Origin of the sequence: Ruegeria sp. HKCCSP346, assembly GCF_017872595.1 — a bacterium.
In the GTDB taxonomy this organism is placed as follows: Bacteria; Pseudomonadota; Alphaproteobacteria; order Rhodobacterales; family Rhodobacteraceae; genus Ruegeria.
In genome coordinates this window covers 123420-146430 of the sequence record NZ_JAEDOT010000004.1, presented here as the reverse complement: position 1 = coordinate 146430, position 23011 = coordinate 123420, and the positions used below count along the sequence as shown (strand labels likewise).

At 60.2% G+C, this 23011-nt stretch carries 22 protein-coding genes; 10 read left to right on the top strand and 12 right to left on the bottom strand.

The window, feature by feature from the left end:
- Position 1 precedes the first annotated feature (1 nt).
- Positions 2-1162 (bottom strand): penicillin-binding protein activator, encoded by a 1161-nt coding sequence (locus I9185_RS13555; protein WP_171634868.1) that lies wholly within the window; start codon positions 1160-1162, stop codon positions 2-4.
- Positions 1163-1250: 88 nt separating this feature from the next.
- Here I9185_RS13555 and rsmI point away from each other — a divergent pair, with 88 nt between their 5' ends.
- From rsmI to gshB, 3 genes are all read left to right on the top strand, one after another.
- A complete protein-coding gene (rsmI, locus tag I9185_RS13550) occupies positions 1251-2108 on the top strand; it encodes a 16S rRNA (cytidine(1402)-2'-O)-methyltransferase (protein ID WP_171724252.1) in 858 nt (285 codons plus the stop codon).
- Position 2109: 1 nt separating this feature from the next.
- Positions 2110-2481, top strand: coding sequence for a YraN family protein (locus tag I9185_RS13545; RefSeq protein ID WP_152456873.1), 372 nt, complete (start codon positions 2110-2112; stop codon positions 2479-2481).
- Between the two features lie 61 nt (positions 2482-2542).
- Complete coding sequence (gshB, locus tag I9185_RS13540) at positions 2543-3475, top strand: glutathione synthase (protein WP_210093317.1); 933 nt, start codon at positions 2543-2545, stop codon at positions 3473-3475.
- On the opposite strand, the gene I9185_RS13535 is transcribed toward gshB, so the two are convergent.
- The 4 genes from I9185_RS13535 to cobU are packed head-to-tail and all read right to left on the bottom strand — an operon-like array spanning position 3472 to position 7070.
- A complete protein-coding gene (locus I9185_RS13535; protein WP_210093316.1) occupies positions 3472-4986 on the bottom strand; it encodes a YifB family Mg chelatase-like AAA ATPase in 1515 nt (504 codons plus the stop codon). The two genes, gshB and I9185_RS13535, sit on opposite strands and share 4 nt — an antisense overlap.
- A 47-nt stretch (positions 4987-5033) precedes the next feature.
- Positions 5034-5915, bottom strand: a complete 882-nt coding sequence (locus I9185_RS13530) for a glutathione S-transferase (RefSeq protein WP_210093315.1) — start codon at positions 5913-5915, stop codon at positions 5034-5036.
- A gap of 58 nt (positions 5916-5973) precedes the next feature.
- Positions 5974-6552 (bottom strand): histidine phosphatase family protein, encoded by a 579-nt coding sequence (locus tag I9185_RS13525; RefSeq protein WP_210093314.1) that lies wholly within the window; start codon positions 6550-6552, stop codon positions 5974-5976.
- Positions 6549-7070 carry a bifunctional adenosylcobinamide kinase/adenosylcobinamide-phosphate guanylyltransferase gene (cobU, locus tag I9185_RS13520; RefSeq protein ID WP_210093313.1) on the bottom strand — a complete coding sequence of 174 codons (522 nt, stop codon included), beginning with the start codon at positions 7068-7070 and terminating at the stop codon, positions 6549-6551. Before cobU ends, I9185_RS13525 begins: the two co-directional genes overlap by 4 nt.
- 99 nt (positions 7071-7169) lie before the next feature.
- Here cobU and I9185_RS13515 point away from each other — a divergent pair, with 99 nt between their 5' ends.
- The 6 genes from I9185_RS13515 (at position 7170) to I9185_RS13490 (ending at position 13740) form a co-directional block, all read left to right on the top strand.
- The gene (locus I9185_RS13515; RefSeq protein WP_152456879.1) at positions 7170-8048 is read left to right on the top strand and encodes an RNA polymerase factor sigma-32; all 879 of its coding nucleotides are present in this window, start codon (positions 7170-7172) and stop codon (positions 8046-8048) included.
- Complete coding sequence (locus tag I9185_RS13510; protein ID WP_171634850.1) at positions 8045-8869, top strand: ChaN family lipoprotein; 825 nt, start codon at positions 8045-8047, stop codon at positions 8867-8869. The genes I9185_RS13515 and I9185_RS13510 overlap by 4 nt, the downstream gene beginning before the upstream one ends.
- A 63-nt stretch (positions 8870-8932) precedes the next feature.
- Positions 8933-10129: a bifunctional phosphopantothenoylcysteine decarboxylase/phosphopantothenate--cysteine ligase CoaBC gene (gene coaBC, locus I9185_RS13505; RefSeq protein ID WP_210093312.1), complete on the top strand. Its 1197-nt coding sequence runs from the start codon at positions 8933-8935 to the stop codon at positions 10127-10129.
- 15 nt (positions 10130-10144) lie between these two features.
- Positions 10145-10600 carry a dUTP diphosphatase gene (gene dut / locus I9185_RS13500; RefSeq protein WP_152456882.1) on the top strand — a complete coding sequence of 152 codons (456 nt, stop codon included), beginning with the start codon at positions 10145-10147 and terminating at the stop codon, positions 10598-10600.
- Positions 10600-11649, top strand: coding sequence for a HesA/MoeB/ThiF family protein (locus tag I9185_RS13495; protein ID WP_210093311.1), 1050 nt, complete (start codon positions 10600-10602; stop codon positions 11647-11649). Before dut ends, I9185_RS13495 begins: the two co-directional genes overlap by 1 nt.
- Before the next feature lie 75 nt (positions 11650-11724).
- Complete coding sequence (locus tag I9185_RS13490) at positions 11725-13740, top strand: M3 family metallopeptidase (protein WP_210093310.1); 2016 nt, start codon at positions 11725-11727, stop codon at positions 13738-13740.
- A 2-nt stretch (positions 13741-13742) separates the two neighbouring features.
- Here I9185_RS13490 and I9185_RS13485 read toward each other — a convergent pair whose 3' ends face one another.
- Genes I9185_RS13485 through I9185_RS13460 form a run of 6 tightly spaced genes read right to left on the bottom strand, consistent with a single transcriptional unit; the run spans position 13743 to position 20309 of the window.
- A complete protein-coding gene (locus I9185_RS13485) occupies positions 13743-14675 on the bottom strand; it encodes a glyoxylate/hydroxypyruvate reductase A (RefSeq protein WP_210093309.1) in 933 nt (310 codons plus the stop codon).
- A gap of 15 nt (positions 14676-14690) precedes the next feature.
- Positions 14691-15830, bottom strand: a complete 1140-nt coding sequence (gene rodA / locus I9185_RS13480; RefSeq protein ID WP_210093308.1) for a rod shape-determining protein RodA — start codon at positions 15828-15830, stop codon at positions 14691-14693.
- Positions 15827-17776: a penicillin-binding protein 2 gene (gene mrdA / locus I9185_RS13475; protein ID WP_171331337.1), complete on the bottom strand. Its 1950-nt coding sequence runs from the start codon at positions 17774-17776 to the stop codon at positions 15827-15829. The genes rodA and mrdA overlap by 4 nt, the downstream gene beginning before the upstream one ends.
- Positions 17773-18309, bottom strand: a complete 537-nt coding sequence (locus I9185_RS13470) for a rod shape-determining protein MreD (RefSeq protein ID WP_210093307.1) — start codon at positions 18307-18309, stop codon at positions 17773-17775. Before I9185_RS13470 ends, mrdA begins: the two co-directional genes overlap by 4 nt.
- Positions 18302-19204, bottom strand: a complete 903-nt coding sequence (gene mreC, locus I9185_RS13465) for a rod shape-determining protein MreC (protein ID WP_170346418.1) — start codon at positions 19202-19204, stop codon at positions 18302-18304. The genes I9185_RS13470 and mreC overlap by 8 nt, the downstream gene beginning before the upstream one ends.
- Positions 19205-19262: 58 nt before the next feature.
- A complete protein-coding gene (locus I9185_RS13460; RefSeq protein WP_039523195.1) occupies positions 19263-20309 on the bottom strand; it encodes a rod shape-determining protein in 1047 nt (348 codons plus the stop codon).
- A gap of 155 nt (positions 20310-20464) precedes the next feature.
- On the opposite strand from I9185_RS13460, the gene rlmJ reads away from it, so the two are divergent.
- Positions 20465-21250: a 23S rRNA (adenine(2030)-N(6))-methyltransferase RlmJ gene (gene rlmJ, locus I9185_RS13455; RefSeq protein ID WP_210093306.1), complete on the top strand. Its 786-nt coding sequence runs from the start codon at positions 20465-20467 to the stop codon at positions 21248-21250.
- 177 nt (positions 21251-21427) lie between these two features.
- On the opposite strand, the gene I9185_RS13450 is transcribed toward rlmJ, so the two are convergent.
- Positions 21428-22996 (bottom strand): 2-isopropylmalate synthase, encoded by a 1569-nt coding sequence (locus tag I9185_RS13450; RefSeq protein WP_171634829.1) that lies wholly within the window; start codon positions 22994-22996, stop codon positions 21428-21430.
- Positions 22997-23011 lie beyond the last annotated feature (15 nt).

The following is a 23011-nucleotide window of genomic DNA, read 5'->3' as shown; positions in this document are numbered from 1 at the left end:
CTCAGAAACCGGCACCAGAGAAGCTTTGCGGGGCAGGGTCAATCACAACCACCTGTTTATTCTGAATCGTCGCTACGGCAAGGCCGCGTTCATTGGTGCCGTTCGGGCGGAGACGGAAGATACCGCCAACACCTTGGAAACCGGCATTTTGCGTCAGGGCAGCACCGGTCAGCGCATCGGATTTGCCCTGGCTGACCAAAGCACCAATCGCCGCTATTCCGTCATAGGCCAGACCGCTGATCGGATGAGGCGCTTCTCCATATGTCGCGTTATAGCGTTGACGATAGGCTTGGGCCTTTGACGGGTCGGGCAGGGCGAACCATCCCCCTTGCACGCCCGGCAGCTCCAGCGTTTGCGGGGGGATATCCCAACGGGTCAGACCGATGAATTGTGTCGTCGCCGGAGAAACGCCGGCCTCTGGCAGCAATTGCGAGAAAAGTGGCAAGGCACCCGCAGTCGTTGCCGTCATGAAAATCGAGTCCGCCCCTGTCGAATCGACGGTGGCCTTGATGGTGGGAACCGAGTTGATAACACCTTGTTGCGACCGGTCGTATCCGACCGTTCCCGCATTGTTGACCCGGCTGTTTGCCAGTGCATTGGCGATGGCAGCTTGCCCCACTTGCCCCGCGGCATCATTGCTGTGCACGATAACCGTGTTCGTTTTGCCTTGCCTGCCCGCATAATTTACCAGCCGGTTGGCGGTGTTTTCAAAGGTCGGTCCAAGTACAAATACATTGCCACCCGCAATGCTGGTGTTGTTCGAGAACGACAGGACATTCACGTTATTGTTCAGTACGGCCAGCCCGGCAGCGTTTGCCGCCTGAGCGTAAACAGGGCCGACAATGATCTTGGCGCCTTCGGCAACGGCCTGCTGGGCCACCGCTGTCGCCGTGGTCGGATTTCCTGCCGTATCGTAAACACGCAGGTCGATTTTGACGTTAGGCAGATCGGACATTGCCATACGGGCCGCATTCTCAAGGCTCTGCGCCAGCGCGGCGTCGCCCGAGCGGGGAACCAGCAAAGCAACCGGAACAGGATTCGACGTGTCAATCGAAGGGCCACCCCCAACGCCGCCGGGCTCACAAGCGGCCAGAAACGCTGCGGTCGTCAGGGCAATGGCGGCTTTCGCCAGCTTGCTTACGGGCTTGCAAACGGTAAACATCTAAATGAAAACTCCCTGATCCGGCGGCTGTGAATGCTTCTGTTCTGTTGAGCCGCGATAATAAACGTCACGCTGTGAGGGTCCAGCTTTGAATTTCCAAAAGATCAGATTGGCTGCGGGCCTGTATTTTGTTGCCACTCCGATCGGAACCGCGCGCGATATTACGCTCAGGGCGCTGGATGTTCTGGCCTCGGCGGATGTGATAGCGGCGGAGGACACCCGGAGCCTGCGGCGGTTGATGGAAATCCATGGCATCCCGCTGGAGGGTCGGCATATCCAGGCCTACCATGATCACAGCGGCGCCGGGGCGCGTGGCAGACTCATGGATGCCCTGGCGCAGGGGCAATCTGTCGCCTATGCATCCGAGGCGGGTATGCCACTGATCGCTGATCCGGGATATGATCTGGGCAAGCAGGCGGCCGAAGCCGGGCATATGGTGACCTGTGCGCCCGGGGCATCCGCTGCCATAACAGCGCTGACCCTGGCGGGCCTGCCAACGGATTCATTCTTCTTCGCAGGTTTCTTGCCCAATGCATCGGGCGCACGCCGGACTCGGATTGAGGCTTTGAAAAACATACCAGGCACCTTGGTGTTCTACGAATCCCCCAAACGCGTCTCGGCCAGCCTTGCAGATCTTGCGGATTGCCTGGGGGCAGACCGTCAGGCGGCCTTGTGCCGTGAACTGACGAAAAAGTTCGAAGAAATCCGCCGTGGAAGACTGGCCGATCTGGCGGCAGAAATTCAGGAAAAACCGGTCAAGGGTGAGATCGTTCTGCTGGTGGACCGTAGTCATTCGCAAAGTGTTAACGAATCCGACGTAGAAGAGGCTTTGAAGCGAGCTTTGGAAACCCACTCGGTTCGGGACGCAGCGGATCTTGTGTCAGAAATGTATGATCTGCCGCGCCGTCCGATTTACCAGAAAGCTCTGAAACTGGGAAAGGGATGACATGGGGCGGCGTGCAATTCAGGGCTCGGTTTCCTATCAGGCGGGGCAGTCGGCCGAGCTTCGGGTCGCCTCGGACTATGAGCGCCGGGGTTTTGCAATTGCGCATCGCCGGTGGCGGGGTGCCGGTGGTGAAATCGATCTGATTGTGCGGGATGGCGACGGGCTCGTGTTCATCGAGGTCAAGAAAAGCTCCAGTTTCGAAAAAGCTGCAGCCCGGATCAGTCAAAGACAAATTGACCGAATCTGTGCCTCGGCCGCGCAATACTTGGAAAACGAACCGGGTGGGCAATTGACCAATGTCCGATTTGACGCGGCACTGGTAGATGGCACTGGCGCGGTTCAAATCATCGAAAACGCCTTCGGTCACGCCTAAGCCCCATTGAACCCTCAGGCCTGCTGGGCCATGTATCTTGCGTGAAACTGAGGGACACGACATGAAAATCGCCTTTCAAATGGACCCGATCGGGGCCGTGGACATCAACGCCGACAGCTCATTCCGTCTGGCGGAGGAGGCGCAGGCGCGCGGTCATTCGTTGTTTTTCTATGGGCCGGATCAGCTGGCCTATCAGGAAGGTCGTATCACGGCGCGCGGCCATGACATGACCGTGCAGCGGGTCGCCGGCGATCCGGCGATTCTGAGCTCCGAACGTGAAGTTGACCTGGCCGATTTCGACATGGTCTGGCTGCGTCAGGATCCACCCTTTGACATGCATTACATCACGTCCACCCATCTGCTGGACCGCCTGAAAGGGCAAACGCTGGTGGTCAACGACCCGTTCTGGGTGCGGAACTATCCTGAAAAACTGCTGGTTTTGGATTTCCCTGACCTGACGCCGCCGACAACGATTGCCCGTGACATAAAAACGATCAAGGCGTTCAAGGAAAAGCACGGCGACATCATCCTAAAGCCGCTTTATGGCAATGGCGGTGCGGGTGTGTTCCGACTGGATGCCAATGACCGCAACCTGACCTCTCTGCACGAGCTGTTCACGGGGTTCTCGCGCGAGCCTCTGATCGTGCAAAAGTTCCTGCCGGATGTCAGCAATGGCGACAAGCGGGTGATCCTCGTGGACGGTGAACCGGTTGGCGCAATCAACCGGGTGCCAGCCGCGGGCGAAACGCGGTCAAACATGCATGTGGGCGGACGCCCGGAAAAGGTCGGGTTGTCAGAGCGTGATCTGGAGATCTGCGCAGCCATCGGACCGCTACTGAAAGAAAAAGGCCAGATTTTTGTCGGGATCGACATCATTGGCGACTATCTCACCGAAATCAACGTGACCTCGCCCACCGGCATTCAAGAGCTGGAACGGTTCGACGGCGTGAACATCGCCGAGAAGATCTGGCAGGCGATTGAAGCCAAGATCTAGGCCATGACCCGGGCGCTGATGCGAAAGCTCAGCGCCTCTGCAACATGTGGCCTGCGGATGTCGGCTGAACCGTCCAGATCGGCGATCGTCCGCGCCACCCTCAGGATCCGATGAAAGGCACGCGCCGATAGGCCGAACCGATCTGCGGCCTTCAGCAAAACGGCTTTTCCTTCTGCATCGGGTGTTGCGATCTGTTCCAGAACTTTGCCTTCGGCGTCGGAATTCTGACGCAGGTCCGGCATTCCCCGAAACCGCTCTGCCTGTATGGCGCGGGCGTTTTCAACCCGCGCGGCAACTGTCGCCGAGCTGTCGCCGGATGGGGGCAGATCAAGATCGGTGAAGCCCACAGGCGGAACTTCGATCCGCAGGTCGAACCTGTCCATCAGGGGCCCCGAGATACGGTTCAGATAATCCTCGCCGCAGCCGGGTGCGCGAGAGCAGGCGCGCGATGGATCCGTCAGGTAGCCGCATTTGCACGGGTTCGCGGCGGCCACCAGCATGAAACGGCAGGGGTATTTCACGTGGGCATTGGCACGCGCCACCATGACTTCTCCGGATTCTATTGGCTGGCGCAGGGTCTCCAGAACCGTACGGGGAAATTCGGGGAACTCATCCATGAACAGCACGCCGTTATGCGCCAATGAGATCTCACCGGGCTTGGCACCTTTGCCCCCGCCGACAATGGCTGCCATCGAGGCCGTATGATGCGGTTCCCGAAATGGACGCGTGCGGTTGATGCCGCCTTCATCCAGCAACCCGCACAGGGACTGGATCATCGAAGTTTCCAACGCTTCGACTGCGGTCAGCGGTGGCAAGATGCCCGGAAGCCGTGCGGCCAGCATGGATTTGCCCGACCCCGGCGTGCCGATCATGATCAGATGGTGACGCCCGGCTGCCGCGATTTCCAAGGCGCGCTTGGCGCGTTCCTGCCCCTTTACATCGCGCAGATCCCGCACGCTGGGCGCCAGATTCACCTCGCCGGGTTGTGCCGCCGGCAAAAGGCACTGTCCCGAGAAATGGCGGACAACATCGCCCAGGGAACCCGCGCCGATAACCTGAGTGGCGTCGACCCATGCAGCCTCGGCGCTGGAGGCTTTGGGGCACAGCAACATGCGATCTTCTGACGCGGCCGTCATGGCCGCGGGCAGGGCGCCGACGACAGGTACCAGAGATCCATCAAGCGACAACTCCCCCAGTGCAACTGTTCCTTCGGCGGCATCGGCTGGGATGACCTCGAGTGCCGATAACAGCGCGACTGCGATGGGCAGGTCGAAATGGCTGCCTTCCTTGGGCAGATCCGCAGGAGACAGGTTGATCGTAATTCGTTTCGACGGCAGAGCGATGGCCATCGCACTCAGCGCGCTGCGGACACGGTCGCGGGCTTCGGACACGGCTTTGTCGGGAAGGCCAACGATGGAAAAGGCTGGCAAGCCGGGCGATACGGCACATTGCACCTCGACCGGGCGGGCTTCGACGCCGTGAAAGGCAACAGTGTGGGCGCGGGCGACCATGGCAGTCCTGTTCTTGGTTAACAGGGTGTTGCTGCCATGATTGTGGTTTAAGAGTCGTTAACGGTTGCGCGCAATGCAGCGAATTTTGGCCACGCGTCGGGATCGGCAATTGTTTTGTCGCGGCAGAATGGATTGCAGAAGCCCCAGCATTTTCCATCCAACTCCAGAAATTCCGCAACGGGTTTGCCGGAATACGGGCAAACTTGGTTGATTGACGGGCCGGAGACCGGCTTGGCGGTTGAAACCCCTCCGATCGGCCAGGGCTTGGACGGCAAATCCTGACGATAGGGAAAAGGGTCGTATCTGACAGTCAGGCCCATTGCGCGCCATTGTCTGACGGCGGGGTCTGACAACAGGTCCAGGCAATAGGTCCGGTTCGCCTTGGAAACTGGCAGCCCATATCCGATGATCCGCGCTGCGACAGGTGTGTAAAACACGTCCGCCAGCGAATACGCGCCGAACAACGGGCCTTGTCCCGCACCGGACACTTTGCGTGCATGGTCCCAGAGTATTGCGATGCGTGCCAGATCTGCCAGTGTTTCATCTGAGGGGTCGAAACCCTGCCAGACGTGCAGCAATTGCATCGGGCATTCATCCCGCAAGGCACCAAACCCTGCCACCATCTCGGCGCATAGCCAGCGGGCGGTTGCCCGGGCGGCGGGATCTGATGGCCACAAGCCGGCATCAGGGTGGCGCTCGGCCAGGGTTTCAGCCATGGCCAGGCTTTCGCCCACCACAGTTCCTTCCGGCAGGCGCAGGGCAGGCACAAGTCGCGCTGGGGCCAAGGGCTCCATATCCTGTGCCATGGTGCCCGAATACAGGCCAATCATGTGGCTTCTGTAGGGAAGGTTGAATTTCTCAAGCATCAACCAGCCACGCATTGACCAGCTGGAGAAGAGGCGGTCGCCGATATACAAATCATATGTCATACGCAGACGATGCCGCAGGTTCGCAACCCGGTAAAACAGTGATTTGTGTGGGGTCTGTTCACGGAAGGTGATTGATCGTACCGACGGACCACCTGCCTGCGTCGATCAGGATATCCGTTACCGACAGGTTGTCGATTCGGTGTGAAAAGGTCTGTTGTCCGTCCAGATCAAGGGCGCGCTGCACCTGAGTAAGGATAACGCCGAAATGCGCGACGATGACCAGATCGCGGCCTGAATGTACTGAAACAAGCGTGTCGATCGCCGCATCAACCCGATTGCGGACGTCGTTCCAGCTTTCACCTTGCGGCGGGCGGACATCGCCGGGGTTGTCCCAATATGAAAAGGCCAGTTCCGGGTCTTCGGCTTCGATTTCGGAAAATCCGCGCAACTCCCAGTCGCCAAAATGGATTTCCCGCAAGCCCGGATGATGGGGAAGGCGTTGACGTTGACCTTGTATGGCCGTGGCGGTGTCAACCGCCCGTGACAGATCGGACGAGATCACAAGCGCCTCGGGCGGCAAATGGTCGTGCAGACGTTTCAGTGCGGCTGTATCGCTAAGGTCAGCGGGCAGGTCGGACCAGCCGACCATGGTTTTCGCATGTGTCGGCCCGTGTCGAACAAGGTGAAGGCGCATCACGGCATTTGCCCTTTCAGAACCAAGGGCAACCCGGCAGTGATCTGCACCACCAGATCGGCCTGCGCTGCAAGCGCGATGTTCAGCCGCCCCTGTGCTTCGCGAAACCGGCGGGCCAGGGCGTTGTCCGGGACAATGCCGTGGCCAACTTCGTTCGAGACGATCACGATTTGCGCAGGGCATGCACGAAGGGCGTCAAGCAGGGCGGTTTGTGCCGCTTCCAGATCGGTTTCGGCCAGCAGGTGGTTGCTCAGCCACATGGTGGCGCAGTCAATCAGGCAAATCTGATCGGGCGACAACGTGGCCAGAACCGGCCCCGGATCGAAAGGTTCTTCAACCGTAGTCCACCCGTCGCCGCGTTGTTCAAGATGGCGCTCAATCTTCTGGCGCATCTCGTCATCAAACACTTGTGATGTCGCAAGGTAAACTCGGCTTTTCCCCTGAGAAACAACCAGTTCTTCGGCGAAAACCGACTTGCCCGACGCGGCCCCGCCCAGAACCAAGGTTAAATCCGGCGACACAGTACTTACCTATAGTTGATCCGTTTGGTGCTGTTTTGCGTAATGGTCATAGGTCGGCAAAGCAAGTCTGACCAGTACCTGCAAACAGGGGAGAGGTTTATGGCACTGGATAATGCGACGGACTTTTCGATGTCCCGGCAAGCAATGAAGGCCGAGCTGCTGGATGCGGAAACCGAACTGAAACTGGCTTATGCATGGCGTGATGAGCGTGATGAACAGGCGTTGCACCGTCTGATCACCGCCTATATGCGTCTGGCGATTTCGATGGCGGCCAAGTTCAAGCGCTATGGCGCGCCGATGAATGATCTCATTCAGGAAGCAGGCCTTGGCCTGATGAAGGCCGCAGACAAGTTCGACCCAGATCGCGGCGTGCGGTTTTCGACCTATGCCGTATGGTGGATCAAGGCAAGCATTCAGGACTATGTGATGCGGAACTGGTCCATGGTTCGGACCGGGTCAACCTCATCTCAAAAATCGCTGTTTTTCAACATGCGTCGCGTTCAGGCCCGGCTGGAACGGGAAGCCGCCACCGAAGGGCAGGAACTGGACCGTCATCAGTTACACCAGATGATCGCCACGGAAATCGGTGTGCCGCTGCGCGACGTCGAGATGATGGAAGGTCGTCTGTCCGGCTCTGATTTTTCGCTGAATGCGGTGCAATCCGCTGATGAGGATGGGCGCGAGTGGATCGATGCCCTGGAAGATGACCGCGAGCAGGCAGCCGAAGCAGTTGAACACAGCCATGATACCGAACAGTTGCGCAAGTGGCTGTTGACGGCGATGAATGCCTTGAATGATCGCGAGCGTTTCATTGTGCGCGAGCGCAAGCTGCGAGACCCTGCGCGAACCCTGGAAAGCCTGGGAACCGAGCTGGGTCTGTCAAAAGAACGTGTACGACAGCTTGAGGCCGCAGCCTTTGCGAAAATGCGCAAGAACCTTGAAGCCCAGTCGCGCGAGGTGCAACACTTCATCGCATGAAACAGTTTGCGATTCTTGCGTTTGTTCTGGGTCTTACGGTTGCGGCAGCGCGACCGGGGCTGGCAGATAGACTTGTTCCCGCTGATGCCATGTCCGCGATGCGGGACGCCGATGTCTTGATATTGGGGGAAGTTCACGACAACCCGACGCATCATTTGGTGCAGGCCGAGGCGCTTGAAGCTGTTTCACCTTCGGCCGTCGTCTGGGAAATGGTCACGGAAGAGGGCGCGCAGAGACTCGCTCAGAAAGCTGTGTCAAACCCGGAAGAACTGAGCCGCATTCTGAAATGGGCTGAAAGTGGCTGGCCGCCGCTCAGCATGTATTATCCGGTGTTCGAGGCGTCAGGCGCGCCGGTTTACGGGGCTATGGTTCCGCGAGCTGCCGCGCGTGCCGCTATGGAACGCGGTGCCGCCACGGCGTTGGGGGCAGACGCGGCGCGTTATGGCCTGACGGTGCCTCTATCGCCCGAAGAACAGGCCGCGCGCGAAGCCGACCAGTTGGCGGCGCATTGCGATGCGCTTCCGGCTGAAATGTTGCCCCAGATGGTTGCGATCCAACGATTGCGCGATGCTGTGCTGGCCCGTGCTGTGGTCCGTGCGATGGACGAAACCGGGGGTCCGGTTGCCGTGATTACTGGAAATGGTCACGCGCGAAAGGACCGGGGCATACCGACCTATCTAGCGCGCCTCAGACCAGGTTGGAAAGTCGTGGCCGTCGGACAATCCGAGGATGGAGCGATCGACGGAGAATTCGATATCGTGATTGATAGCCCCACGGCCGAGCGCGAAGACCCCTGTGCGGCATTTCAGGTTCAGAATTAATCGCTGGAACTACCTGCGGGCCTTGCCTAATGTCGGGGCCGACCGGGACAGGAAGGGCTGAACATGCTGTCATCCAAACGCATTCTGCTGATTATCGGTGGCGGAATCGCGGCCTACAAATCGCTGGACCTGATCCGCAGGTTGCGCGAGCGTGGCGCGGACGTAACCCCTGTATTGACGCGCGCTGCGGAAGAGTTTGTGACGCCGTTGTCCGTATCGGTTCTGGCAGGTGAAAAAGGCTATCGCGATCTGTTTGATCTCACCGATGAGGCCGAGATGGGGCATATTCAACTGTCCCGCTCTGCGGATCTGATCGTCGTGGCCCCCGCAACGGCGGATCTGATGGGCAAGATGGCCGCAGGGTTGGCCAACGATCTGGCCTCGACCCTTCTGATGGCCACGGACACACCCGTTCTGTGTGCGCCCGCGATGAATGTGCGGATGTGGACCCACCCGGCAACACAGCGAAACCTGAAGCAGCTGCAAGCGGATGGCGTGCGCTTTGTGGGCCCGAACGAAGGCGACATGGCCTGTGGCGAATACGGCCCGGGGCGCATGTCCGAGCCGCTGGAAATTGTCACGGCGATTGAGGCTCGGTTGTCTGCGGGGCCTTTGACGGGCAAGCGGGTGCTGGTGACGTCCGGCCCGACGCATGAGCCGATAGATCCGGTCCGGTATATAGCCAACCGCTCGTCCGGGGCCCAAGGTGCCGCCGTAGCCCGGGCGCTGGCGGAATTGGGGGCCGAGGTGACCTTTGTGACTGGCCCGGCAGACGTGCCGCCCCCGGCGGGTGTGCGGGTCGTACCTGTCGAAACCGCGCAACAGATGTCTGATGCGGTTGATGCAGCTCTGCCCGTCGATGCCGGAATATTCGCGGCTGCGGTCGCGGACTGGCGTATCGCCAGCGCGTCGGACAAGAAGCTGAAGAAAAGCCGCGATGGCCTGCCGGTACTGGAATTCACCGAAAACCCGGACATTCTGAAACGTGTTTCCAGGATGGAAGCGAACCGTCCGCCGTTGGTTGTCGGTTTTGCGGCCGAGACCGACAATGTGATTGAACACGCCACGGCCAAGCGTCTGCGCAAAGGCTGTGACTGGATCGTCGCCAACGATGTCAGCCCTGCAACAGGCATTATGGGCGGGTCAGAGAATGCGGTCATCCTGATTTCGGACAACGGGGCCGAGGAATGGCCCCGTATGGGGAAAGACGAAGTTGCCCGGCGTCTGGCGGCGAAAATCGCGGACGCGTTGGCAGGCTGAAGGAAAGGCAAGGGCATGGTTGCAATCCGGGTGATCCGCGAAGACGGGGCAGACCCCGCCGTGGCGCTTCCCTCTTACGAAACCTCGGGGGCGGCCGGCGCGGACGTGCGTGCCAATCTGCCCGACGGCGCGCCGATTACGCTGGACCCCGGTCAGCGGGCGCTGGTGCCGACCGGCCTGCGCATTGAAATCCCGCAAGGGTATGAGGTGCAGGTTCGGCCCCGCTCGGGCCTTGCGTTGAAACATGGGATTACACTGCCCAACACGCCGGGCACCATCGACAGCGACTATCGTGGGCCCTTGGGCGTGATCGTGATGAATGCGGGCCAGGAACGGTTCGAGATCGCCCACGGAGATCGTATCGCGCAGCTTGTGGTCGCGCCGGTGGTGCAGGCCAGGTTTGAACTGGCTCAGGCGCTGGGCGAAACCGATCGCGGGGCTGGCGGTTTCGGCTCGACCGGGCGCGGCTGATGCTGTTGGTTTTCATCCTGGCTGCGGGGCTTTGGGGCGTCGGTTATTTCGCCGGCACGTCCCAAAAAGCGCGGGTGGTTTCCGTGAGTGTGTTGTTGGCCGGCGTCATACTGTCCCATCTGATCTTGCCGGATGGGCACCCTCTTCGCGAAGCAACGGGTGGGTCTGCGGCGCTTTGGCTGATCCTCGTGGGTTTCGCGGCGCTGGCTTTGCTGTATGGCAGAATACTCAAAGCCTTACGCAACCGCGCAGTTTCAACTTCGGAACCGGAGCCCGACATGCCCTCGGACCGATTTACCGAGGCCGAGCTGGACCGCTATGCCCGCCATATCGTGTTGCGCGAACTGGGTGGGCCCGGTCAGAAAAAACTTAAGAAAGCCCGCGTGCTGGTGATCGGCGCAGGTGGTCTGGGCGCACCTGCGCTGCAATATCTGGCGGCTGCGGGTGTCGGCACGATCGGGATCATCGACGATGACGTCGTCGAGAATGCCAACCTGCAACGGCAGGTCATTCACCGCGACGCGGATATTGGAATGCCCAAGGTCTTTTCGGCCCAGCAGGCGATGCAGGCGCAGAACCCGAACGTCGTTGTTCTGCCCTACCACCGCCGTTTGAGCGAGGAAATCGCCACCGATCTGTTTGCAGATTTCGATCTGATCCTTGACGGGACCGACAATTTCGAGACCCGGTATCTGGCCAACCGAACCGCCGTCGCGCTGGGCAAACCGCTGATATCGGGGGCTTTGTCACAGTGGGAAGGTCAACTGAGTGTGTTTGACCCGGCCAATGGCAGCCCCTGCTATCAGTGTATCTTCCCAGAGGCCCCGGCCCCCGGTCTGGCCCCTTCCTGTTCCGAGGCCGGAGTGATCGGCCCGCTGCCGGGCGTGGTTGGGTCGATGATGGCGGTCGAGGCGATCAAGGTAATAACGGGCGCCGGCATGGCGCTGCGCGGCGAGATGCTGATCTATGACGCGCTGTATGGCGAAAGCCGCAAGATTGTTCTGACCCGCCGGGACGATTGCCCCGTGTGTGGCATGAGAAACGATTAACCTTTCTTCACATGGGTTGGGTGTTCTGGAACACCCGGCCATGGCGACATAGCTATGGGATCAAAGGAGATCCGCATGACCAACCCGATCCTGTCCAATTGGACCACACCGTTTGAAATCGCCCCTTTTTCCGATATCTCGGATGATGATTTCTCGCCCGCACTGGAGCAGGCGATGAAAGAGCATAACGCCGAGATTGATGCGATAGCTGCAAATCCGGATACCCCCACATTCGCCAACACGATCGAGGCGCTCGAGGCCGCGGGTGGGCAACTGGACAAGGTCCTGTCGGTCTTCTTCACGATTGCGGGCGCGGACAGCAACCCCAAGCGGGAAGAACTGCAACGCGCGTTTTCCCCCAGGCTTTCAGCGCATTTTTCGGGCATTTCTTCAAACAAATCGCTGTTCAAGCGTGTTGCCGACCTATGGGCACGGCGCGATGATCTTGACCTGACCGAGGAGCAGGCGCGTGTGCTGATGTTGACCCACCGGGGTTTTGTGCGTGCCGGCGCGGCCTTGGAGGGGGACGAAGACGCCCGTATGCAAGAGATCAAGTCGCGCCTCGCGTCGCTGGGCACGTCGTTTACCCAGAACTTGCTGGCGGATGAGCGGGACTGGTTCATGGACCTGACCGAAGAGGATCTGAACGGCCTGCCGGATTTCGTCGTGGACGCGGCACGTGCCGCGGGGCAGGAGAAGAAAGCCGAGGGACCAGTGGTCACCTTGTCACGGTCGCTGATCGTGCCATTCCTACAGTTTTCGCCCCGCCGGGACCTGCGCGAAAAAGCCTATCGTGCCTGGGCCGCGCGCGGTGCCAATGGGGGCGAGACCGACAACCGAGACATCGCGGCCGAGATCCTGGCCTTGCGCGAAGAACGCGCCAAGCTTCTGGGCTATGACACGTTCGCCGACTACAAGCTGGAAACCGAGATGGCGCGCACGCCGGATCGGGTGCGTGAGCTGTTGATGCAGGTATGGGAACCGGCCAAGTCCCGCGCCGACGCCGACGCGGAAGTTCTGACGCAGATGATGCAGGAAGACGGCATCAACGGCCCGCTGGAAGCCTGGGATTGGCGGTACTACGCTGAAAAGCGGCGCAAGGCGGAACACGATCTGGATGAGGCCGCGTTGAAACCCTATCTGCAACTGGATCGCATGATCGAGGCTTCGTTTGCCTGCGCCAACCGGCTTTTCGGGCTGGAATTCAAACCGTTGGACGTACCCCTCTATCACCCGGATTGCCGGGCTTGGGACGTTACCCGCGACGGGCAGCATATTGCCGTGTTTATCGGAGACTACTTTGCACGAGGGTCCAAGCGGTCAGGTGCCTGGTGCAGCGCGATGAGGGCACAGGCCAAATTCCCAAAGAAGCAGACACCGGTTGTCATCAATGTCTGCAACTTCGCCAAGGGGGATCCCGCCTTGCTGTCCTATGATGACGCGCGGACCCTGTTTCATGAATTCGGCCATGCCCTGCACCAGATGCTGTCCAACGTGACATATGAAAGCATCTCGGGCACGTCCGTGGCGCGCGATTTCGTGGAATTGCCCAGCCAGCTTTACGAACATTGGCTGGAAGTGCCAGAGGTCCTTGCCGAATTTGCGACCCATGCGGAAACGGGCGAGCCGATGCCGCAGGAAATGCTGCAAAAGGTGCTGAAAGCGGCCAATTTCGATCAGGGATTCCAGACGGTGGAATATGTCGCCTCGGCCCTTGTCGATCTGGCCTTCCACGATGGCGAGGCACCGGCAGATCCGATGGCGAAACAGTCGGAAGTTCTGGCCGGGTTGGGGATGCCGAAGGCCATTGGAATGCGCCACTCCACTCCGCATTTCGCGCATGTCTTCGCAGGCGACGGCTACAGCTCGGGGTATTACAGCTATATGTGGTCCGAAGTGATGGATGCCGACGCCTTTGCCGCCTTTGAAGAGGCGGGTGGTGCCTTTGACCCCGAACGCGCCAAGGCGCTTGAGGACAACATCCTGTCCACTGGCGGTTCGCGCGAGGCAGAAGACCTGTACCTGGCGTTCCGGGGAAGATTGCCGGGGGTTGACGCCCTGTTGAAAGGCCGCGGTCTGATCGCGGCCTGAAATCAGTAGCCCAATGTGCGATCCACCAGGTGCACGAAGGGCTCTCCGGCTTCGCCACGCCGGATGTTTTCGCAAATGACCTGCGCGGCTGTGACCGGGCGGGTCTCGGACGCGATGTGAGGGGTCACGGTCACGTTCGGATGTGACCAATACGGGTGGTCGGGGGGCAGGGGCTCGACCCGGAACACATCCAGCGTCGCGTGACCGACCTGACCCGAGTTCAAGGCATCCAGCAGCGCTTCGTCATCAATCAGGGGCCCGCGACCCGGGTTGATGATCCGCGCGCCTTTGGGCAGCAGGGCCAGCGTTTCAGCATTCAACGCGTTTTCCGTGGCAGCGGTGTCAGGCAGCAGCAGAACCAGTATCTCGGCTCGGGAAAGCGCATCACGCAGCCCGTCAGGACCGTGCAGACTGGTTACGCCGGGGATATCCTTGGCGGTGCGGCTCCAGCCAGTGACCGTGAAATTCAGCGAGGCCAGGGCGCGGGCCGCGGCTTCACCCAACGCGCCGAGGCCCAGAATGCACAGGTTGCGCTGCTGCGCCAAAGGTGGGGCATCCGGGGCCCAGACGCCATCCTGGATGGTGATGTGGCGATCCATTCCCAGATGATAGCGCAGCACGTGGCCCACCACCCACTCGGTCATTCCCTGCGTCAGCCCGTGATCCACCATCCGTGCCAATGGGACGCTCAGCGTGTCATTGTCCGCGATCTTTTCGACACCGGCCCAAAGGCTCAGAACCGCCTTCAGGCGCGAAAAGGGCGAAAAATCCAGTAACCCGCCATTCGGAGCGTAGACAACGTAATCAACCTGATCCGGGTCAAATTCCGTACTGATCTCCGCCTCTACGCCAGCTTCTGCAAGGTATCGAGTGAGCAGCGGTTCATACACGGGCCACAGGGCAGGGCGCGCGGAAAACAGAACGTTTACGGGCATCGGGGGCCTTTCAGATCAGCGGGGGCGATGGATATGAGCGCTTTGGACGATGCCGAACGCGGCCATCAGCACCAGCATGGCTGATCCGCCATAGCTGACCATGGGCAGTGGGACGCCCACGACCGGTGCCATGCCCATCACCATCGACATGTTGACGGCAAAGAACAAGAAGAAGTTCAGCGCGATGCCCAGAGTAACCAGAGAGGAGAACCGATCCTTGGTGGCCAGCGCGGTCGCCATGCAGAACACAAGGATCAGGGCATAGAGAACCAAGAGCGTGATGCCCCCGACAAAGCCGAACTCCTCTGCGAGGGTGGTGAAGATGAAATCGGTGTGTTTCTCGGGCAGGAAGTTCAGCCGGGATTGCGTACCCTGCATGAAACCGCGCCCGTTCCAGCCGCCGGAACCAAGGGCGATCTTGGATTGCGTGATGTGATACCCGGCCCCCAAAGGATCGGTAGAAGGGTCAAGAAACGTGTCGATCCGGCGGAACTGATAATCCTTGAGCAACTGCCATTCGGTCCCGCGACTGTTGAACACGGCGGCGATCAGGCCCACGACGGCGGCAATGACGGCTGCAAAGTAGGCCCAGTGGACACCCGCAAGAAACATCAGCCCGCCACCGGCAGCCAACAGCAGGATCGACGTGCCGAGATCCGGCTGTTTCAGAACCAGCAGGGTTGGCAGGACAATCAGGGCCACGGGAACAAAGACCCAAAGAGGGCGCGACGTCTTGTGCGATGGCAGCCAGTCGTAATACGCCGCCAGAACCATGACCAGGGCCACCTTCATGACTTCTGAGGGTTGCAGGCGCATGAACCCAAGGTCGATCCAACGCTGCGCGCCCATGCCGATGGTGCCGAACAACTCCACGAATACCAGCAACGCGACCGACCCGAGATAGGCCAGCACGGACATGTTGCGCCAGAACCAGATCGGAACCAAAGCAATGATGAACATCGCGATCAGGCCAAGCCCAAACCGCTCCATCTGCGGTTCTGCCCAGGGTGTCCACGACCCGCCTGCAACCGAATACAGCATCAGGAACCCTGCGCTGGCCGTGCTGATCAGCAACAGGGTTAGCGGCCAGTTCATGTACAGGAATTTCCGAAACCCCGACGGCGTGGATTTCACGGCATATTCAAGATAGCTCATGCGCGGTCCTTTCCGTCGGGACGCGCTTTGGGGCGACGGTCGCCCTCGAGCCGTTTTTGCTGTTCCTTGATCCGCTCGCGGTCGGCAACAGGATATGCCTCAAGCGGCGGGGTACCGTTGTAGAGCGCCTGAAGCATGATATCGCGGGCGACCGGTGCCGCCGCCTTGGACCCGCCGCCGCCATGTTCAACGACCACGGCAACCGCGTATTTCGGATTGTCATAGGGCGCGAAGCAGACGAACAAGGCGTGGTCGCGACGCTCCCATGGCAGGTCTTCGTTGCGGATCACGCCGGCGGCACGTTCGGCCTTGGTGATGTTGCGGACCTGGCTGGTGCCGGTTTTGCCGGCCATGCGGAACTCGTCTGCGATGATGCGGCTGCGATAGGCCGTCCCACGCCGATCGTTCGAGACCGAGTACATGGCCTTGCGCACCTGTTCCAGATTGTAGGCGTTGATGTCCAGCGGTTCCCCTGCGCCCGAGGGCTGTTCGACACCGTCGATCGAACGTACAAGGCGCGGTGTCACCGATCGGCCGGTGGCGATACGAGCCGTCATGACGGCCAGTTGAAGCGGTGATGCCAGCATGAACCCTTGCCCGATGGACGCGTTGGCCGTGTCGCCCACCAGCCAATCCTGACCGTGTGTCCGCTGCTTCCATTCCTGATTGGGGGCAAGTCCAGCGGCGACCGCCGACATCGGAATATCGTGTTTGACGCCCAGGCCCAAAGTACGAGCCATTTCGGATATCTTGTCGATCCCGACCCGCAAAGCCACGTCGTAGTAATAGACGTCGCAGCTGCGTTTCAGCGACAGGTTCAGATCGACCGTGCCATGCCCGCCGCGCTTCCAGCAGTGGAACCTGCGGCTGCCGACCTTAAGGTGCCCGGGGCAATACACTGTGTTTCCAGGGCCTATCACGCCGGCCTCCAGCGCGGCCAATGCAGTGACCATCTTGAACGTCGACCCCGGAGGATAAGTGCCTTGCACGGACTTGTTGGCCAGAGGGCGATACTTGTCCCCCGTCAATGCCCGATAATCCGCGACCGAGATACCGCGCACAAACAGATTTGGATCAAAACTGGGTGTAGAGCTGACAGCGCGCAGGTCCCCGGTTTCGCAATCCAGAACAATTGCCGCCGCGCTTTCTCCTGCCAGCCGCGCTTGCGCATATTGTTGCAGGTCGGCATCGATCGCCAATTGCAAGTCCGCACCCGGCTGACCTTCCTGCCGGTCCAGCTCGCGCATGACCCGCCCTGTGGCATTGACTTCGACACGCTTTGCACCGGCTTTGCCACGCAGGGCTGTTTCCTGCTTGGCTTCCAACCCGACCTTGCCAATCTGAAACCTGGGAATTCGCAAAACCGGCTCGGGGTCTTCGAGCTTGCTGAGATCGTAGTCGCTGACCGGGCCGACATAGCCGACGATATGGGCGAAATCCTCATAGCGTGGGTATTGTCGTGTCAGGCCCACTTCGGGCGTCACACCCGGAAGGGCCGGGGCATTGACTGCGACTTTCGAGATGTCTTCCCAAGTGACCTGATCCGCCAGAGTGACCGGCAGGAACGGGGCTGATCGGCGCATTTCGGTCCGGGCGCGTTCGATCTCATCATCGTTCAGCGGGATGAGTTCCGACAATTTGGCAATCACCTTGTCGACGTCACCTGCGTCTTCACGCACGATGACGATGCGATAGGATGGTGAGTTCTGACCGATGATTTGACCATTGCGGTCATAGATACGTCCACGGGTTGGCGGGATGAGTCGAATGTTGATGCGGTTTTCTTCGGCCAGCAGGCGGTATTCGTCGGCCTGATCCACCTGCATGAAACGCATCCGTGCGGCCAGCCCGCCGATAAAAGCCGCCTGCAAACCGCCCAGCAACAGCGCCCGGCGTGGCAGGCGTTTATAGGCAAGGCCCTGCGACTTGGGTTTGCGTTGTTTCATGCTCCGCCCCCTGCGGCTCCGGCATCCGCAGCAGACAGGCGGTGGACGCCAAATACGCTTTGGCTCAACAGCACGATGAACGGGTAGAAGGCGATTGTCAGCACAAGTTGCATAACGACTGGCCACAAAGCGGCCTGCTGCACAGACAAGATCGACAAAACGACTCTGTTCGTCAAAAAGACCATGGCAATCACCACACCGACAGACATCCATTCTCCGACAAACCCAGTGTCCTTCATACCCGGAGCGGCAGAGCGCAGATAGGCTGTGCCAAACACCACCAGCGCAGCCAGAAGGCCGGGCGGGCGTTGCAGCAACAGATCCGCCATCAGCATGACAAACGCGACCAGCAGCGTGGGCACATAGTCGGGGCGCCGCAATACCCAGGCAAAGGTCAGCGCAATCAATACATCAGGAAAAGGCCAGCGATCCGGTTGCGCATCAAGCGGCAGCAAATGCAGAAACAGAACGACAAAGGCCAGCGCAACGTAAAGGCCGCGCATGGCCCAGTTGTATGAGGCGGGCCTATCCATCGCTGACCTCATCCGGCACAAGCGCAGTTTCGGGCCGAGTTGGCCCGACGATCCCACCCGGATCCTGAATCGGCGGGGGCGAATGGAAGCGCAGAACACGAAGAAACTCGAGCCGTTCAAAATCTGCTGAAAGGCGAACGCGCAGGCGGCCGCCCGGATCTGCGGCGATCTGGCCGATCAAAAGGCCTGCCGGAAAAACGCCACCGTCGCCGGATGTGATCACCCGATCACCGGGGCGGACCAGCTCTCGGTTTTCCAGAAACTCGACCACAGGGGCCGGAGTATTGTCTCCTTTGATCAACGCGGTCTGGCCAGAAGGCTGAATTGTTGCCGGAATGGCACTGGTGGCATCCGTCACCAGGATCACCCGAGCCGTGTCTGGCCCGACGCCGGAAATTCGGCCAACCAGCCCGATTCCATCCATCGTGGCCCAGCCATCAACGATCCCGTCGCGTTCCCCCACATTCAACAGGACGGACTGCCGAAAGGGTGATCCGCTGTCGGCCATCACAACACCCGTGATGTATGTCAGGCGCGGGTCGAGGCGGACATTGTTCAGATCCAACAGCCGCGCATTTTCCTGCTCCAATTGCAGTGCGGCCTCTTTCCAGGCACGCATCAGGCGCAGTTCGCTGCGCAGCTCGCGGTTCTGCTCGCTCAGACGCTGGTAGCTTTGGAAATCGCGCACAAGGTTCACAGCGGCGGTCACGGGCACCATGGCCCAATCCATCGACGGTACGACCGCGTCCACCACCTGCGCGCGGAACCGCTCGACGCGCGGGCTGTCGATCCGCCAAACCAGAAAGATACCCAGCAAGCACAGGATGACGATCCCCAACAACAAGCGGCGCAGAGGGGTCGTGTAGTCATCGCGCTGTGATCGGTCTTTTGCCACAGGTTACCTTCCCGTGCTGCTCGTGCCGAATTCAGACTGCCCCTAAAAGGTGCGCGCCTCAGCTTTCGTAGTCAATCGCGTGGCGCAGCTGTTTTTCGTATTCTAGCGCCTTGCCGGTGCCCAAAGCCACACAATTCAGGCTTTCGTCCGCGATGGACACGGCCAGGCCGGTCTGTTCGCGCAGGGCCAGATCCAGATCACCCAGCAATGCACCACCGCCTGTCAGCATGACGCCGCGATCCACGATATCGGCGGCCAGATCGGGCGGAGTGGTCTCCAGCGCGGTCATCACCGCTTCGCAGATCTGCTGGACGGGTTCCGACAGCGCCTCGGCGACCTGGGCCTGGCTGATCTCGATTTCCTTGGGTACGCCGTTCAACAGGTCACGACCCCGGATATGCATCGACTGGCCGCGGCCATCATCAGGCATCCGCGCCGTGCCGATCGTCGTCTTGATGCGTTCCGCAGTGGATTCACCGACCAGCAGGTTCTGCTGACGGCGCAGGTACGAAATGATGGCTTCGTCCATGCGGTCGCCACCTACGCGGACCGAGCGGGCATAGACGATGTCGCCCAGCGACAGAACGGCCACTTCGGTCGTACCACCGCCGATGTCGACGACCATGTTGCCGGTCGGGTCGGTGATCGGCATGCCCGCGCCGATGGCGGCGGCGATCGGTTCCGCGATCAGGCCCGCGCGGCGCGCGCCTGCGGACAAAACCGACTGACGGATTGCGCGTTTTTCGACTGGGGTCGCACCGTGAGGTACGCAGACGATGATCTTGGGTTTCGAAAAGGTCGAACGTTTGTGCACCTTGCGAATGAAGTGCTTGATCATTTCCTCGGCGGTGTCGAAGTCGGCGATCACGCCTTCACGCATGGGGCGGATGGCTTCGATCGAACCGGGCGTTCGTCCCAGCATCAGCTTGGCATCTTCGCCGACGGCCAGAACTTTCTTAACGCCGTCCTTGACGTGATAGGCTACGACCGAAGGCTCAGACAGGATGACACCGCGCCCCTTGACGTAAACCAGCGTGTTCGCCGTTCCAAGGTCGATGGCCATGTCCGCTGTGAACAGGCCGCCCAGATTGCCAAAGATCCCCATGTTTCCCCTGATCCTGTATGTCGGTTTTTCTACTGCCCGCGACTCGACGGTTCCGGGACGGATGACTTATAGGGTGCCATCACGCCCGGTAAAAGGGCTGATTCCGCGACAATCAGCACCTTTCCGCCTTATTGAATGGGACTTTAGAAGGCAAAATGCTCTCTTATCAACATATTTACCACGCCGGGAATCTGGCTGATGTCCAAAAGCACGCATTGCTGGCCTGGGTGCTGAATTATTTGACGCAGAAGGACAAGCCGCTCAGCTATGTCGAAACGCATTCCGGGCGGGGGCTGTACCAGTTGGACGCGGACGAATCCATGAGGACGGGCGAGGCGGCGGCGGGAATCGAGCGCGCGAAACGAGAAGGGTGGTTCGGCCCCGGACATCCGATGGCGCGGGTTCTGGAAAACACACGGGCCCGGCACGGCGACGCGGCCTATCCGGGATCGCCGATGATTGCAGCACAACTGTTGAGGGATCAGGACAGTCTGCATTTTGCCGAGCTGCACCCCCAGGAACATGCCGCGCTGTCTTTGGCTATGTCGCCGTTCGGGGCGAAGGTGTATCGGCGGGACGGGTTTGAACTGGTGCAATCCCTGCTGCCTCCGACGCCGCGTCGGGGGCTATTGCTGATTGACCCAAGCTATGAGGTGAAGACCGACTACGATCGACTGCCCGCAGCGATTGCCAAACTGCACCGGAAATGGAATGTCGGGGTGATCGCGCTGTGGTACCCGGTTCTGAAGGACAAACGCCACGCCCGGATGATCGCGACGCTAAAAGCGCAAAACTTCCCCAAGGCCATTTGCCATGAGGTGACATTCCCACCGGTGCGCGAGGGGCATCGGATGGTGGGGTCAGGGATGTTCATTCTGAACGCACCATTCGGCATCGAGGAAGAGACGACACGCCTGTCGCAGCTATTTGCAGGTCTCTGAGGCCAGCCAAAGAAATGCAACTGATACTCCCGCCCTGTTTGCCTGCATCAGAGATGCCGTCAAACATGTTGAGCCCGGCAGCGCGCCGCAGGCGCGCTGCCGGGCCCAAAGCTGCAAGGGTGCTCGGCGCAGCCGGGCACCCGCAGGTGCGGGAGCCCCTAACCGCGCCAATTTTGATCAGGTCAGGTCTTTGTAGCTGATTTCGCGGGCATCCGCGCCCGGGCCGGTCTTTTCCCGGCGCACGATCAGGCGGTTCAGCGCGTGGATATAGGCTTTGGCCGAAGCCACGACAGTATCCGTGTTCGCCGACTGACCCGTGGCGATCATGCCATCTTCTTCCAGCCTGACCGAAACCGTGGCCTGCGCATCGGTGCCTTCGGTCACCGCATGAACCTGATACAGCTGCAAACGGGCCGTGTTGGGGTAAATCGCACGGATCGCCTTGAAGGTTGCGTCTACCGGCCCGTCACCGTGTTCAGTTGCGATGACGTCCTTGCCGTCGACTTCCAGCTCGACCGTCGATTCCGCCTGGCCGCCGGTGCCGCAGGTGACTTTCATCGACACCAATTGCAGATAGTCGTCCGCCTCGTCCAACGTCATCAGCGCAATGAGATCGTCGTCGAACACTTCTTTCTTGCGATCCGCCAGATCCTTGAACCGCACAAAGATGTCTTTGAGTTGATTGTCGCCAACTTCAAAGCCCAGCGTTTCAAGTTTGTCGCGCAGGGCCGCGCGGCCCGAGTGCTTGCCCAGAGGCAGGGATGTGCCCGACAGGCCGATATCCTCGGGGCGCATGATCTCGAAATTGTCGCGGTTCTTGAGCATTCCGTCCTGATGGATGCCGCTTTCGTGGGCAAATGCGTTCTTGCCGACAATCGCCTTGTTGAACTGCACGTTGAAGCCCGAAACCGTGGCGACCCGGCGCGAGATATGCATGATCTTGGTCGTGTCGATCCCGGTGTGGAAGGGCATGATGTCATTGCGCGTGCGCATCGCCATCACGACCTCTTCCAGCGCAGTGTTACCGGCGCGTTCGCCCAGGCCGTTGATGGTGCATTCGATCTGGCGTGCGCCACCGATGACGGCCGCCAGCGAGTTCGCTGTCGCCATGCCAAGGTCGTTATGACAATGGGTAGCAAAGATCACCTCATCTGCGCCCGGAACCGTTTCGATCAGGCGTTTGATCAGGTCAGCGGATTCCAGAGGCGCAGTATATCCCACGGTGTCGGGGATGTTGATGGTGGTTGCCCCGGCCTTGATCGCGATTTCGATGACGCGGCACAGGTAATCCCATTCGGTCCGGGTTGCATCCATCGGCGACCACTGCACGTTTTCGCACAGGTTGCGCGCGTGGCTGACCGTTTCGTGAATTTTGTCCGCCATCTCGTCCTGAGTCAGGTTCGGAATGGCGCGGTGCAGTGGAGAGGTGCCGATGAAGGTGTGAATGCGGTTCTGTTCCGCGTGTTTGACCGCCTCCCAGCAGCGATCGATATCGGCGAAATTGGCGCGGGCCAGACCGCAGATGCGGCTGTTTTTGGATCGTTGCGCGATCTCGGTTACCGCTTTGAAGTCACCTTCGGATGCGATCGGAAAACCGGCTTCGATGATGTCGACGCCCATGTCATCCAACAGTTCGGCAATCTCGAGCTTTTCGTCATGGGTCATGGTCGCGCCGGGGCTCTGCTCGCCGTCGCGCAAAGTGGTATCGAAGATCAAGACGCGGTCTTGGTCGGTCACGTTGGTCATGGGAATCTCTTTCTT

What these genes read in the sequence shown, in the direction of transcription:
- I9185_RS13555 (WP_171634868.1), bottom strand. Translation starts at nt 1,162, where the DNA reads ATGTTTACCGTTTGCAAGCCCGTAAGCAAGCTGGCGAAAGCCGCCATT.
- I9185_RS13545 (WP_152456873.1), top strand. Translation starts at nt 2,110, where the DNA reads ATGGGGCGGCGTGCAATTCAGGGCTCGGTTTCCTATCAGGCGGGGCAG.
- gshB (WP_210093317.1), top strand. Translation starts at nt 2,543, where the DNA reads ATGAAAATCGCCTTTCAAATGGACCCGATCGGGGCCGTGGACATCAAC.
- I9185_RS13535 (WP_210093316.1), bottom strand. Translation starts at nt 4,986, where the DNA reads ATGGTCGCCCGCGCCCACACTGTTGCCTTTCACGGCGTCGAAGCCCGC.
- I9185_RS13530 (WP_210093315.1), bottom strand. Translation starts at nt 5,915, where the DNA reads ATGACATATGATTTGTATATCGGCGACCGCCTCTTCTCCAGCTGGTCA.
- I9185_RS13515 (WP_152456879.1), top strand. Translation starts at nt 7,170, where the DNA reads ATGGCACTGGATAATGCGACGGACTTTTCGATGTCCCGGCAAGCAATG.
- I9185_RS13510 (WP_171634850.1), top strand. Translation starts at nt 8,045, where the DNA reads ATGAAACAGTTTGCGATTCTTGCGTTTGTTCTGGGTCTTACGGTTGCG.
- coaBC (WP_210093312.1), top strand. Translation starts at nt 8,933, where the DNA reads ATGCTGTCATCCAAACGCATTCTGCTGATTATCGGTGGCGGAATCGCG.
- dut (WP_152456882.1), top strand. Translation starts at nt 10,145, where the DNA reads ATGGTTGCAATCCGGGTGATCCGCGAAGACGGGGCAGACCCCGCCGTG.
- I9185_RS13495 (WP_210093311.1), top strand. Translation starts at nt 10,600, where the DNA reads ATGCTGTTGGTTTTCATCCTGGCTGCGGGGCTTTGGGGCGTCGGTTAT.
- I9185_RS13490 (WP_210093310.1), top strand. Translation starts at nt 11,725, where the DNA reads ATGACCAACCCGATCCTGTCCAATTGGACCACACCGTTTGAAATCGCC.
- I9185_RS13485 (WP_210093309.1), bottom strand. Translation starts at nt 14,675, where the DNA reads ATGCCCGTAAACGTTCTGTTTTCCGCGCGCCCTGCCCTGTGGCCCGTG.
- rodA (WP_210093308.1), bottom strand. Translation starts at nt 15,830, where the DNA reads ATGAGCTATCTTGAATATGCCGTGAAATCCACGCCGTCGGGGTTTCGG.
- mrdA (WP_171331337.1), bottom strand. Translation starts at nt 17,776, where the DNA reads ATGAAACAACGCAAACCCAAGTCGCAGGGCCTTGCCTATAAACGCCTG.
- I9185_RS13470 (WP_210093307.1), bottom strand. Translation starts at nt 18,309, where the DNA reads ATGGATAGGCCCGCCTCATACAACTGGGCCATGCGCGGCCTTTACGTT.
- I9185_RS13460 (WP_039523195.1), bottom strand. Translation starts at nt 20,309, where the DNA reads ATGGGGATCTTTGGCAATCTGGGCGGCCTGTTCACAGCGGACATGGCC.
- rlmJ (WP_210093306.1), top strand. Translation starts at nt 20,465, where the DNA reads ATGCTCTCTTATCAACATATTTACCACGCCGGGAATCTGGCTGATGTC.
- I9185_RS13450 (WP_171634829.1), bottom strand. Translation starts at nt 22,996, where the DNA reads ATGACCAACGTGACCGACCAAGACCGCGTCTTGATCTTCGATACCACT.